The sequence below is a fragment of the Rhodoferax potami genome (assembly GCF_032193805.1).
GTDB lineage: Bacteria > Pseudomonadota > Gammaproteobacteria > Burkholderiales > Burkholderiaceae_C > Allorhodoferax > Allorhodoferax potami_A.
In genome coordinates this window covers 1,848,271-1,861,192 of record NZ_JAVBIK010000001.1, presented here as the reverse complement: position 1 = coordinate 1,861,192, position 12,922 = coordinate 1,848,271, and the positions used below count along the sequence as shown (strand labels likewise).

At 58.5% G+C, this 12,922-nt stretch carries 9 protein-coding genes; all 9 read right to left on the bottom strand.

Annotated elements, in window-relative coordinates:
* Nucleotides 1–12: 12 nt before the first annotated feature.
* Nucleotides 13–1,014 (bottom strand): virulence RhuM family protein, encoded by a 1,002-nt coding sequence (locus tag RAE19_RS08860; protein WP_313874531.1) that lies wholly within the window; start codon nucleotides 1,012–1,014, stop codon nucleotides 13–15.
* Entirely contained in the window at nucleotides 1,011–1,610 is a 600-nt protein-coding gene (locus RAE19_RS08855) for a DUF4276 family protein (RefSeq protein WP_313874530.1), read from the bottom strand. The genes RAE19_RS08860 and RAE19_RS08855 overlap by 4 nt, the downstream gene beginning before the upstream one ends.
* Nucleotides 1,604–2,722: an AAA family ATPase gene (locus RAE19_RS08850; RefSeq protein ID WP_313874529.1), complete on the bottom strand. Its 1,119-nt coding sequence runs from the start codon at nucleotides 2,720–2,722 to the stop codon at nucleotides 1,604–1,606. The genes RAE19_RS08855 and RAE19_RS08850 overlap by 7 nt, the downstream gene beginning before the upstream one ends.
* A 75-nt stretch (nucleotides 2,723–2,797) precedes the next feature.
* On the bottom strand, nucleotides 2,798–4,081 hold the full coding sequence (locus RAE19_RS08845; RefSeq protein ID WP_313874528.1) for a restriction endonuclease subunit S: 1,284 nt from the start codon (nucleotides 4,079–4,081) through the stop codon (nucleotides 2,798–2,800).
* Complete coding sequence (locus RAE19_RS08840) at nucleotides 4,071–7,130, bottom strand: type I restriction endonuclease subunit R (protein WP_313874527.1); 3,060 nt, start codon at nucleotides 7,128–7,130, stop codon at nucleotides 4,071–4,073. Before RAE19_RS08840 ends, RAE19_RS08845 begins: the two co-directional genes overlap by 11 nt.
* A gap of 220 nt (nucleotides 7,131–7,350) precedes the next feature.
* On the bottom strand, nucleotides 7,351–8,622 hold the full coding sequence (locus RAE19_RS08835; RefSeq protein ID WP_313874526.1) for a Zn-dependent hydrolase: 1,272 nt from the start codon (nucleotides 8,620–8,622) through the stop codon (nucleotides 7,351–7,353).
* A 10-nt stretch (nucleotides 8,623–8,632) separates the two neighbouring features.
* Nucleotides 8,633–10,075, bottom strand: a complete 1,443-nt coding sequence (hydA, locus tag RAE19_RS08830; RefSeq protein WP_313874525.1) for a dihydropyrimidinase — start codon at nucleotides 10,073–10,075, stop codon at nucleotides 8,633–8,635.
* Between the two features lie 88 nt (nucleotides 10,076–10,163).
* Nucleotides 10,164–11,471, bottom strand: coding sequence for an NAD-dependent dihydropyrimidine dehydrogenase subunit PreA (gene preA / locus RAE19_RS08825; protein ID WP_313874524.1), 1,308 nt, complete (start codon nucleotides 11,469–11,471; stop codon nucleotides 10,164–10,166).
* Nucleotides 11,472–11,499: 28 nt separating this feature from the next.
* A complete protein-coding gene (locus RAE19_RS08820; RefSeq protein ID WP_313874523.1) occupies nucleotides 11,500–12,852 on the bottom strand; it encodes an NAD(P)-dependent oxidoreductase in 1,353 nt (450 codons plus the stop codon).
* Nucleotides 12,853–12,922 lie beyond the last annotated feature (70 nt).

Below are 12,922 nucleotides of genomic sequence, written 5' to 3'. Positions count from 1 at the left end.
TGTTTGTATTCGTTATTGTTTTGGACGGTTCTTGAGGGTGTTTTCCAGCGCCTTCAACTCAGCCTCATCCTGCGCATCAGCAGCACGGGCTTCCTCAGCCTTGCGGCGCTGGTCAAAGTCCAGATACAGCGGCTCCAGCTTTTGCTCCATGCGGGCGTGGCTGACCGATCCGGCGCCACTCAACAGCGGAAAGCCGTTGGACACAACAATCTGGCCTACGTTCTCGCGCCAAAAACTCATGCTGGTGATAGCTTGCCGCTTGGCGCGCAGCTCTGCCGTCTCCAGGAAGATGACCACCAGCCGGTTCAGCGTGTCCACTTCGTCCTCAGTCAGGTAGTTCTTGGCCACCACGATGTCTTGCTTGCGCACCTGGGCGCCCTTCCAGCTCAGCAGGCCAAAGTGGGCGTCTGCAGGGTTGGCACGGCTCACAATCAGCTCCGCTGCTGTCTTTTGCGTCACGGCATAGAGCAGCAGGTTTTGCACCGTGGCAAGAAATGTCTGTGTAGTCTCATCGGACTTGTCGTAGTCGCTAGAGAGCGCAAACAGGTCGAGCACCTTTTGGTAGAAGCGCTTTTCCGAGGCTCGTATGTCCCGGATGCGCGCCAGCATCTCATCAAAGTAGTCCGGGCGGCCATCCGGGTTCTTGAGCCGCTCGTCGTCCATTACAAAGCCCTTGACCAGGTACTCCTTGAGCACCGTGGATGCCCAGCGACGGAACTGCACCCCGCGCGGCGAGCGCACCCGGTAGCCCACGGCCAAGATGGCGTCGAGGTTGTAGAGCTGGGTGCGGTACTTCTTTGTGTCGGAGGCAGTTGTCAAGGATTCCTTGACAACTGAATTTGCATCCAATTCGCCATCTTCAATGATGTTCTTGAGATGCAGGGAGATGTTCTGCTTGGTGGCGTCAAACAGCTCTGCCATTTCTAACTGGGTCAGCCACACAGTGCCTAGGTCGGCCCGCAGTTGAATCTGGCTCTTGCCGTCGTCGGTGGTGTAAAGAATCAGGTCGCTCATCCTTGCAAGGGGGAGTTATTTCCACCCAATTCGACCAGTCCATCCCTGAAAGCTTTGGCGCTGGGGCATGCTGGATGAGCGGCTGCCCGCTCAAGTTCGTATCGCAGCGCCGAGCTGCACATCTTTTTCGCAAAAATGACCTTGTTGCTGCCAGGCCCCCTGGAGTTGTGTGCCTTGGCCACTTCCTTCAACCGCTCCCAAGGCATTTCAAGAGTTTGCTCTGGTGTGGGTTCAAAAAAATCCGGCACATTTAGCCAACGGCGCATGGCATCGGTATCAGCCAAAAACCATGCCTCAAGCGCTTTGACCGCAATAAAAATCAAGTTTGTGTGCTCTGTTGTGATGCGGGCTTTGACTGCTTCCACATCTGCTGCATCCTCCAGATCCGTCAATATCACTATGTGCTCAGGTTGACTACGAGCAAATTGCGCCAACATGGGTTTGATATGGTGCGGGAGTAGGTTTCCACCGCCTTTGGCGTTGATCACGGGGCTACAAATTTCGAGACCCTGATCGCCTGCCCATTTTCTAAATCCGGCGGACTCGATCAGAACCTTTTCGGAATCCCCTTCCACAATGAACCCCACTTTCACCATGGCAGCCCCCCATCAAACATGTTCATGAGCCATGCCGTGTCCAGATTCAGGCCATCCAATGCAGCACTACTTTGAGCTGCATTCTTGGCAACAGTTTTACCCTCCAACTTGTTAACCAGCCACAACTCACTCACCGTCGATGCGCGAACCAACGACTCGCTATGCGTTGTCACAAAAACCGGGTGCTCAATGCTTGCGTTTTGGCGCATCAAGTCCACCAACGCCTCAATACCTTTGGGGTGTAGCCCTCGCTCGGGCTCTTCTATCAACGTGATGCCATGCCGTTTAGCGCGGCTGAGCACCGCCGTCATGATGCACAGCGCGTAGATAGTTCCATCCGAAATCAGATTCGCAGGAAAGTGCGCCTTCGTGCCCTCTTCCTTGAACTTGATCACCGTACCGCCGCTCAGGCGGTCAGGCTCAGCGCGAACGTGCTCCATGCCCGGCACCAAAAGATTCATCCATTCCATCACCTGCGTGCGGAAATTCTCATCCTTCTCAAGAGAAGCAAGCATCGTCGCCACGTTATGCCCGTTAGGGTGCAATGCGGTGGTATCAGCGCTGGAGCCATCAGGCTCTTTCGCACCCAAGGGGTCAAAGCGAAAAACCTCCACATTGGTCAAGTAGTCGTAGAGCGGAAATTCACCCTGGGTGAACAGCAGCCCCGACATGTCCGGTGGCAATTTTTCAATGGTGATGGACTTATCACTATCGAATGAGGAAATGACGGGGTCACTCCCTTTCTTTCGTTCCAAAAGCTTCTTCCCGTTCACCACCAGAGACTCATCCAGCACGGGGGACGTATCCATGTCGTGCACTTTGAGGGTATAGGCCAGGGCTCGCCCATCCAAAGTTGCACGGATGCTGAAACCAAAGGTCCGTGCATTGCGCTTTCGAAGCTTGTAACTGTGAACCTGCGGAAAGCCACGAAACTGGCGCAAAGCCTTGACCGCCCCGGACTCAACGACAGCACTGACGAAGGACAACGCATCCATCAAATTGCTTTTGCCAGAGCCGTTAGGGCCAGCAAACACACTGAACGGCTCTAAGCCCAGCAGTTGAAGGTCGGCCACACTTTTGAAGCCCGAAACTTCGATCTGATCTATTTTCATTGGTTGTCCTTTTCTACCTAACCCAGCCGGGCATCTGGCTCCTGTCGTCGTCGGTGGTGTAAAGAATCAAGTTGCTCATGCCTCAGCTGCCTCCGCCGAAGGGAAAAGCTGCTGCATCAAACCCTTCTTGTGGGTCTTGAGGGTGTCGAGCTCTTGGATGGCGGCTGTGATAAGGGCGTCGAGGGAGGTGAGGCAGTCGGCGATACGTTGTTGTTCTTCGTCCGACGGGAAACAAATGCGGAACTCTTTGATCTGCTTCGCACTGATGTGTGGAATGCCCGAACTAGTATTGATGCGGTCCACATAGGCGTGGAAGGAGGGCGAATGCACTCTCTGAAAAATGAATTGAATTAGCGGTACCTTATTCGCTCTCAAACGGGCGACTCGCTGGATAAGCAAAGCACCCACATCAGTTTCTGAAACCAACGCCGAATTCTTACCTACCTTCGACCCGTCCATTCCGATTACCAAATCGTTGACTTGAAGTCTGTACTTTTCGAGTCCTTCCGTCGATCCGATGTAATACCTGTCGATCTCAGAGTTGTGGCGAATTCTGCCTTCCGTCACGTTGATGCCGCGAAGCAAGGGGATTCCGCTGCTGTCTTGGGAAATATCAGGGCCATCGAAAGGATAGCCGGATAGAAAATCAACCTTTTCCCCCAGTTCAACCCACTCCCATTCCCCCGTATCCCGAAACTCAGGAAACCGCAGACGCGGTTGGGTTTCGCCTTCACGGGGGAAAAGTTGCTGTATCAGCCCTTTCTTATGGGTCTTGAGCGCGTCCACTTTGCGGGCTTGCGCGGCGATCAGTTCGTCCAAGGAACTCAGGCAATCGGCGATTTTTTGTTGTTCCGACGGTTGTGGAACAGCAAACGTGTACTTGACCAACTGCCCACCATTTATCGAGTTAATCGTGGCACCAAGATCGCCCGCAACTTGTTTTTGGTATTTATCGGATTGAAAAAGTTGAAATACAAATTTGGCCGATTTAGACCGAAACACCGTCATAAACGCGCCATGAGTACATAGCGGCATTCCCTCCGGGATAAGCGCATTTTTTCCTATCAATGCAACCGAGCCGTTTCGAACGCATATCAAAATGTCGTTAGCCTGGGATAGGTTGGCACCCTTTGTGGCAGGGTCTACGTAGACACAATCATCGAGAGCGATCTTGCCATTTTGAACATTGGATGATCGCAAAACCAAGAGTCCAGTTTCTCTCACGTCATCCGGGCTGTAAGTTAGACCTGAAACCAGCTCGCCGAGTTGGCCTAGTCGCGTTTCTTTCCAATCCAACGCCCCACGAAACTCCGGAAACCGCAGCTTCGGTACTAGCGCTGCCTTGTCCCTATTGCTCATACGCGCTCAACCCAGAAATTTCGCGATCCTGCGCACGCTTGGTCAGCAACGGCACCAGCTCTTTCATGAGCGCCGTTTCTGCCTGGGCGCGGGCCTTCCAGCCCAAGTCCAGCGGGGTCATCAGGTCGCTCAGCGCCTCGCCATCAAAAATCATGCGCTGCAAGATACCGTCTACAAAGATTTGCAGGGCGGCGGGGGTCAACTGGTGGCGGGTGGCAATGTCGGTCAGTTCGGCGCTGTCTTTCTCTTTCTTAAACCTGGTGTAGCCCTCGCGGATGGCGGTCTCGCTCAGGCCTTCGCCTGCCTTCAGGGTGTTGATATAGGCGGCAATGTCGTCGCGCTCGTTCATGAACTTCGCATCGGCCAGGATCAAGCCGATCAGCTCATCCTTGGTCATCTTCTGTTTACCCGTGCCCTGCGTGTAACGTGACATGAGGCCCATGATGTAGTCGTAGTCGATCACCGCGCTGGCAAAGAGCACAAACTCAAAGTCGAGCTGGTCCACCTCGACACCAGCACCCATACTGCCTTGGTCTGGCTGGGCCTGTTGTGCCTTGAGGCGCTGGGCGGTTTCCAGGTAGGCACCGCGAAATCCTTGCAGGTTTTCTGCGGGCAGGATGTGTTCGATGGCTACCGCGTTATCGTCGGTGAGGTCGGTGTATTGGTCTAGCTGAGTTTTGAGGCGCTGCACTTCCTTGAAGTTTTTGATGAAGGCAGCGCGGGCTTCGTCGCCCTTAAGGCTGTGCACGGCCTCGGGCGTGCAGGCCAGGCCCTGGCTTTGCAGGAAGTCGGCCAGCTTGGTGACGGCAGCGTCCAGCTTTTGGATGACCACCGGGGCCTTGTCCACCAGCCAGATTTCGCGAGCCTGTTCGCCCTTTTTCTCGCCCGAGAACAGGGCAATAGCGGTGTCCACATTGGTTTGCTGTTGGCGAAAGTCCAGCACGTTGCCGTAGGGTTTGCTGCCGTTGAGCACGCGGTTGGTGCGCGAGAAGGCCTGTATCAAGCCGTGGTGCTTGAGGTTTTTGTCCACATACAAAGTGTTGAGGAATTTGCTGTCAAAGCCGGTGAGCAGCATGTCCACCACGATGGTGATGTCGATCTTCTTGGCAGCCGGGTAGTCTGCATTGGGCCACTGCTGGTCTTTGATGCGCTTTTGTACGTCTTGGTAGTACAGGTCGAACTCATTGATGGTGTGGTTGGTGCCGTAGCGGGCGTTGTAGCTGGCGAGGATGGCTTTGAGCGCAGCTTTCTTGCCTTCGGGGTCTTGCTGGTTGTCCAGCTTTTCTTGGGGCAGGTCTTCCTGAATTTGCTTCACATCAGCATCGCCCTCCGCCGGGGGCGAGAACACGCAGGCGATGTTCAGGGGCACAAAGCTGGGGTCGGTCTCATGCTTAGCCTTTTGCAGTTCATCAAACAAGCGGTGGTACTCAATGGCTTCGTTGATGCTGGCGGTGGCCAGCACGGCATTGAAGCGGCGGCCTGCGGTGGCGGTGTCGTGCTTGGCCAGTATGGCTTCGATGACCGCCTTCTTGGCCAAGGCCTCGCCCGGCTTGGGTGAGTTTTTACCTTCGGGCTTGAAGTAGTCCACATGGAAGCGCAGTACGTTGGCGTCTTCAATGGCATGGGTGATGGTGTAGGCGTGCAGCTGCTTTTGGAACAGGTCTTCCGTGGTGCGGAATTGGCCTTCGTCACCCTCGTATTGTTTGGCCGTGGCATTGGCTTCAAAAATGGGTGTGCCGGTAAAACCGAAGAGCTGGGCTTTGGGGAAGAACTCTTTTATGGCGTCATGGTTAGCGCCAAACTGGGAGCGGTGGCATTCGTCAAAGATGAAGACCACGCGCTTGTCGGCCAGCGGTGCAAGCTGCTCCTTGTAGGTGGTCCTGCCGTCTTTCTTTTGTTGTTTGTTGCGTTTGCTTTTTTCGTCCAGCGCCAAGCCCAGCTTCTGGATGGTGGTGACGATGACCTTGTCGGCGTAGTCGTCAGACAGCAGGCGGCGCACTAGCGTGGCGGTGTTGGTGTTTTCCTCCACACAGCCTTCCTGGAAGCGGTTGAATTCTTCTCGGGTTTGGCGGTCTAGGTCTTTGCGGTCCACCACAAAGAGGCATTTCTCCACCTCGGGGTTGTCTTTGAGCAGCGTGGAGGCTTTGAAGGACGTGAGCGTTTTGCCGCTGCCGGTGGTGTGCCAGATGTAGCCGTTGCCACTGTTCTGGCGAATGCAGTCCACGATTTGTTTGACTGCATACACCTGGTAGGGCCGCATCATCAAGAGCTTTTGCTCGCTGGCCACCAGCACCATGTAGCGGCTGATGGTTTCGCCCAGGGTGCATTTGGCGAGGAATTTGTCGGCAAAGTCGTCGAGCTGGGCGATCTTGTTATTGGCTTCGTCCGCAAACTGATAGATGGGCAAAAAGCGCTCGTCGGCATTGAAGCTGAAATGCCGCGCGTTGTTGTTGGCGAAGTAATAGGTGCTGGTGCGGTTGCTGACGATGAAGAGCTGCAGGAAGCACAGCAGCGTCTTGGTGTAGCCGTTGCCGGGGTCGTTTTTGTAGTCAACGATCTGCTCCATGGCGCGGCGGGGGTGGATGCCCAACGTCTTTAACTCGATCTGCACGCAAGGCACGCCGTTGATGAGGATGAGCACGTCGTACCGGTGGTGGCTGTAGTCGGTGTTGATGCGCAGTTGGTTTACCACCTCAAAGGTGTTTTTGCACCAGTCTTTGATGTTGACTAGGGTGTAGTTCAGCGGCGTGCCGTCTTCCCGCACGAAGGCATTGCGCTCGCGCAGCATACGGGCGGCGGTGAACACGTCGGGGGAGACGACTTCGTCAAGCAGGCGAGCAAATTCGCCATCAGACAGCTTGACGCGGTTCAGCGCCTCAAACTTCTCGCGGAAGTTGCGTTCTAGTGCCGCGCGGTCGCGAATGTCTGGGCGGTATTCGTATTTCAGGCCCTGCAGCTTGCCGATGAAGCCGAGTTCGATCTGCTCTTCTTTGACGACGTGGCTGGGCTTACTGGCGGGTGGTTCGTAGGTGAACTGGGTGGGCGGCATGGGCTGGGGTCAATCTGGATGGCAAAAAGGCGCCTCTGCACCGATTGATCGATTCTAGGCCCCAGCCTGTCGAGCCGAGCTACTCTGCAGCGGATCGGCAAGGCCCATAAAGAACCGAATTTGCTCCTGATTTAAGAGCAATATGCGCAGTCTATACTTGGGCTAGAGGCCGATTTGCCTCAAAATTAGCCCTCGTTTGCGGGTGTTTCACGCTTGTGCGCTACACCACTTTCGCCCGCTCCAGCATCGCATGCAGCAGCACATTGCAGCCCGCGGTGATGTGTTCCGGCTTCGCGTCTTCAATCTCGTTGTGGCTGATGCCGTCTTTGCAAGGGATGAAGATCATGCCGCTGGGCGCCAGTTTGGCCATGTAGACCGCGTCGTGCCCGGCACCTGACACGGCGGGCATGTGGCTGTAGCCCAGGTTTTTGGCGGCACGGCCCACAGCGTCCACGCAGTCGTCGTGAAAAGCAATCGCCGAGTAGCTGGACACCATTTCAATCTTCACGTCCACGCCATGCTCTTGCGCCACTTTGGCGGCAAAGGCTTTCACCTCGTCGGCCATCTGGTCAACCAGCGCATCGGTGCTGTTGCGCAGGTCGATGCTGAACTTCACCCGGCCCGGAATCACGTTGCGGCTGTTGGGGAACACCTGCACCATGCCCACGGTGCCGCGGCCATGCGGCGGGTGGCGGTGGGCGGCTGCCACCACGTCTTGCATGATGCGGGTGGCGGCCAGCATCGCGTCTTTGCGCAGCGCCATGGGCGTGGGGCCGGCGTGGGCTTCCATGCCGGTGACGGTGCAGTCAAACCAGCGGATGCCCAGCACGCCGCTGACCACGCCGATGGTCACGTCGTTGTCTTCCAGTACCGGGCCTTGTTCGATGTGCGTTTCAAAATACGCGCCAATCGGGTGGTCGCCCGGCTCCTGGTCGCCGATGTAGCCGATGCGCTCCAGCTCCCCCTTGACGGTTTTACCTTCGGTGTCGGTGGCAGCGTACGCATGTTCCAGCGTGAAAGCCTTGGCGAACACGCCTGAGCCCATCATCACCGGCACAAAGCGCGAGCCTTCTTCGTTGGTCCAAAAGGCCACCTCGATCGGTGCTTCGGTTTCGATGCCCAGGTCGTTCAGGGTGCGCACGACTTCGATGCCCGCCAATACGCCGTAGTTGCCATCAAACTTGCCGCCGGTGGGCTGGGTGTCGATGTGGCTGCCGGTCATGATGGGGGGCAGGCTGTTGTTGCGCCCGGGACGGCGCATGAAGCCGTTGCCGATCTTGTCGATGGTGACGGTCATGCCCGCCTCCACCGCCCAGCGGGTCACGAGGTCGCGGCCTTGCTTGTCGAGGTCGGTCAAGGTCAGGCGGCACACGCCACCTTTTGGCGTGGCGCCAATTTGCGCCAGCTCCATCAGCGAGGCCCACAAGCGTTTGCCGTTGATGCGGATGCGGGAGAGGTCGAGCACGGTGTCGATGTGGGTGTCGGTAGTCATGGTGCTTCCTTTAGCGCTTGACGGCGGTGGGGGCCAAGGTGTCTGCGCGCAGTTTGCTGGCGGCGAAGTTGGAGCTGAAAGGCGCCCGCTTGATGTAGCGGCCCTTGCCCTGCACGGCGCGCAAGTCGCCTTGCACATAGACCAGCTCACCCTGGCTCACGGTGTGGCTTGGAATGCCTTTGACGGTACGACCTTCGAAAATGTTGAAGTCGCCCTTGCTGAACTGCGTCTTGACCGACAAGGTCTTGGTGCCTGCCGGGTCCCAGACCACCAGGTCGGCATCGGCTCCCACGCTCACGCTGCCCTTTTGCGGGTAGATGTTGAACAGCTTGGCCGTGTTGGCAGACGTGACCGCCACGAACTCGCTCGGAGTCAGGCGCCCGGTGTTCACGCCTTCGTCCCAGATCACAGCCAAGCGCTCTTCCACGCCGCCGCAGCCGTTGGGGATCTTGGTGAAGTCGTCTTTGCCGGCTGCCTTTTGCGCAGCGCAGAAGGTGCAATGGTCAGTGGCGGTGGTGTGCAGGTTGCCGCTTTGCAGGCCGCGCCACAAGAATTCGCTATTGCCTGCTGCGCGGAAGGGCGGGCTCATCACGTGGGCAGCGGCGGTCGCAAAGTCGGGGTGGCGGTAGACGCTGTCGTCCAGCACCAGATGGCCAGCCAGCACTTCGCCATACACGCGCTGGCCGCGGGCGCGGGCGCGGGCAATGGCCTCGGCCGCTTCTACACAGCTCACGTGCACCACGTAGATGGGCACATTCAGCACATCGGCAATCGCAATCGCACGGTTGGCGGCTTCAGCCTCCACCATGGGCGGGCGCGAGAGCGGGTGGCCTTCAGGCCCTTTGATGCCCATCTCGGAGACGGTTTTTTGCAGCAGGTAGACCAGTTCGCCGTTTTCGGCGTGCACGGTGGGCATGGCGCCCAGTTCCAAGGAACGCTTGAAGCTGTTCACCAGCGTTTCGTCGTCGCACATGATGGCGTTTTTGTAGGCCATGAAGTGCTTGAAGCTGTTGACGCCCTCGTCATTGACCAGCGTGCCCATGTCTTTGCGCACCTGCTCGCTCCACCAGGTGATGGCGACGTGGAAGGAGTAATCAGACGCTGATTTCTCGGCCCAGCCGCGCCACTTCTTGTAGGCGTCCAGAATGTTTTCTTGCGGGTCTGGAATCACAAAGTCGATGATGGTGGTGTTGCCCCCTGCCAGACCGGCTGCGGTGCCGGTGAAAAAGTCGTCCATGGTCACCGTGCCCATGAAAGGCAGCTGCATGTGGGTGTGCGGGTCGATGCCACCGGGCATCACATACTGGCCGCCCGCGTCCACCACCGTGGCGCCCGCAGGGGCGCTCAGGTTCTCGCCCACTGCAATGATCTTGCCGTCCTGGGTGATGACGTCCGCTTTGAACTCACGGTCGGCATTGACGACAGTGCCGCCACGGATAAACAGAGTGCTCATAGTTGCTCCTAAATTAATAGCTGGTCGCGCAATGAAACAGGGCGGGAAAAGCGATTTTCATGCCTGAGTGCCGCCCTTACAAGTCCGTTCAGGCACCTACCCGCATGGGGTTGTTGGGGTGGGTGGTCCAGTCGGCGTGCACGCCACTCACCGGTTTGCCGGTGCGCAGGTCCATCTCACCAACCGCCAGATCGCGCATGCTGATGGTGTCCGGCACCGGGCACACCGTCACGCACAGGTTGCAGCCCACGCATTCGTCTTCCTTCACCTCAAAGTGGCGCTTGCCGTCTTTCTCGAAGGTAATGGCTTGGTGGCTGGTGTCTTCGCAGGCAATATGGCAGCGGCCGCACTGAATACAGCTGTCTTGGTTGATGACAGCCTTGCTCACGTGGTTTAGGTTCAGGTAGCGCCAGTCCGACACCGTAGGCACCGCTTTGCCCACGATTTCGCCCACGCTCTTGAAGCCCATTTCGTCCATGTAGTTCGACAGACCGCTTTCCATCTCTTGCACGATCTTGAAGCCGTACACCATGGCCGCGGTACACACCTGCACCGTACCGGAGCCCAGGGCAATAAAGTCCAGCGCGTCGCGCCAGGTGCCGATGCCGCCAATACCGCTGATGGGCAGGCCGGCGGTTTCGGGGTCACGGGCGATCTCGGCCACCATGTTCAGTGCAATCGGCTTCACGGCCGGGCCGCAATAGCCCCCGTGGCTGCCCTTGCCACCGGTGCTCGGCGACATGGTCAGGGTGTAGGGGTCCACGCCCATGATGGAGTTGATGGTGTTGATCAGGCTCACCGCGTCGGCGCCACCACGCTTGGCTGCACGCGCGGGGTTGCGGATGTCGGTGATGTTGGGAGTCAGCTTTACGATGACGGGCAGCTTGCTGTACTGCTTGCACCACTCGGTGACCATCTGGATGTACTCGGGCACTTGGCCGACCGCCGCGCCCATGCCGCGTTCGCTCATGCCATGCGGGCAACCGAAGTTGAGCTCAATGGCGTCGGCGCCGGTGTCTTCCACGCGGGGCAGGATGGCCTTCCAGCTTTCTTCCTGGCAGGGCACCATGAGTGAGACGATCATGGCGCGTTCCTGCCAGTTGCGCTTCACTTCGGTGATTTCCCGCAGGTTCAGCTCCAGATCGCGGTCGGTAATCAGTTCAATGTTGTTAAAGCCGTTGAGCCGGCGGTCAGCGGACAGCAACGCGCCGTAGCGTGGGCCGTTCACGTTGACAACCGGTGGGCCGGCTTCGCCTAGGGTCTTCCAGACGACGCCGCCCCAGCCCGCCTCGAAGGCGCGGTTGACGTTGTAGGCCTTGTCGGTAGGCGGTGCAGAGGCGAGCCAGAAGGGGTTGGGGCTTTTGACGCCGGCAAAGGTGGTTTCTAAATTGGCCATGGTGTTTCTCCGGAATGCGTGGCGCCCGTTAGGCGGTGATGAAGGCGTGAATGGCGTGGGCGGATTGCTTGCCGTGCTCCACGGCTTCGACCGTCAGGTCCAGTCCGCCGGCACGGCAGTCGCCGCCGGCCCACACGCCCTTCAAGTTGGTGGTGCCGGCTTCATCGGTGGCGATGCGGCCGTCCTTCAGGGTCAGGCCGCTCTCGGCCAGCACCGGGTTGCCCAGCTTCTGGCCGATGGCCTTGAGCACCATGTCGGCCGCCAGGGTGGTGGTGCCACCGGTAGCGCTCAGCTTTCCGTTGACCATGGCTTGGCGAGCGAAGGTCACGCCGGTGGCATGGCCTGCTTCGCCGATCACTTCGACCGGAGCCAGCCAGTGGTGGATGGTGACGCCGTTGGTCTGGGCCCATTCCTGCTCGGCGGTGGATGCGGACATGCTCTCCTGTCCGCGGCGGTAAACGATGTGCACCTCTTCGGCGCCCAGCAGCTTGCTTTGCACCGCGGCGTCCACCGCAGTCATGCCGCCACCGATGACCACCACACGGCGGCCTACCGGCAAGGTGGAGAGGTCTTCTGTCTGGCGCAAGGTGGCGATGAAGTCCACCGCATCCTGCACGCCGCTCAAGCTGTCGCCCGGCACGCCTAGTTGCTGGGTGGTGGACAGGCCCATGCCGAGGAACACGGCCGCATAGTCTTTGCGCAGGGCTTCGAGTTGCGCCGCGGTGTCCAGCTTCCAGTTGTTCTGGATGGTGATGCCGCCAATATCCAGCAGCCACTGGACTTCGCGCTGGGCAAAGTCGTCCGGGGTTTTGTAGCTGGCCAAGCCGTATTCGTTCAAGCCACCGGCTTTGGGCTTGGCGTCAAACACCACGACGTCATGGCCTTGGCGGGCCAGGGTGTAGGCACAGGCCAAGCCTGCAGGCCCTGCGCCCACCACAGCCACCTTTTTGCCGGTGGAGGGAGCGCGTGTAAAGACCTGGGGCTTGGCGCTTTCCATCAGCGCATCTACAGCGTGGCGCTGCAGGCGGCCGATGGCCACAGGCCGGTCTTCCTGGGTGTTGCGCACGCAGACGGCTTCGCACAGATTCTCGGTGGGGCAGACGCGGGCGCACATGCCGCCCAAGGGGTTGCTGTCCAGAATGGTCTGGGCCGACCCGCGCAGGTTGCCATCGGCAATGCGCTTGATGAACGACGGCACATCAATGCTGGTGGGGCAGGCAGTGGCGCAAGGGGCGTCATAGCAATACAGGCAGCGCTCGGCTTCCAGCAAGGCTTGCGACGCCGTAAAGCGCGGGGTGGCGTCGGCAAAGCGTTTGGCGTATTCCTCGGTGGCGAGGCGGCCTGCACGAACGTCGGCGGGAGAAGAAGAGGGGGTGGACACGCTGGCAACTCCTTAAAAAACTGACCGTTTGGTCAAGTCATGAGATGCATGCTAGCAATCCACGTGCCAC

What these genes read in the sequence shown, in the direction of transcription:
- RAE19_RS08860 (WP_313874531.1), bottom strand. Translation starts at nt 1,014, where the DNA reads ATGAGCGACCTGATTCTTTACACCACCGACGACGGCAAGAGCCAGATT.
- RAE19_RS08855 (WP_313874530.1), bottom strand. Translation starts at nt 1,610, where the DNA reads ATGGTGAAAGTGGGGTTCATTGTGGAAGGGGATTCCGAAAAGGTTCTG.
- RAE19_RS08850 (WP_313874529.1), bottom strand. Translation starts at nt 2,722, where the DNA reads ATGAAAATAGATCAGATCGAAGTTTCGGGCTTCAAAAGTGTGGCCGAC.
- RAE19_RS08845 (WP_313874528.1), bottom strand. Translation starts at nt 4,081, where the DNA reads ATGAGCAATAGGGACAAGGCAGCGCTAGTACCGAAGCTGCGGTTTCCG.
- RAE19_RS08840 (WP_313874527.1), bottom strand. Translation starts at nt 7,130, where the DNA reads ATGCCGCCCACCCAGTTCACCTACGAACCACCCGCCAGTAAGCCCAGC.
- RAE19_RS08835 (WP_313874526.1), bottom strand. Translation starts at nt 8,622, where the DNA reads ATGACTACCGACACCCACATCGACACCGTGCTCGACCTCTCCCGCATC.
- hydA (WP_313874525.1), bottom strand. Translation starts at nt 10,075, where the DNA reads ATGAGCACTCTGTTTATCCGTGGCGGCACTGTCGTCAATGCCGACCGT.
- preA (WP_313874524.1), bottom strand. Translation starts at nt 11,471, where the DNA reads ATGGCCAATTTAGAAACCACCTTTGCCGGCGTCAAAAGCCCCAACCCC.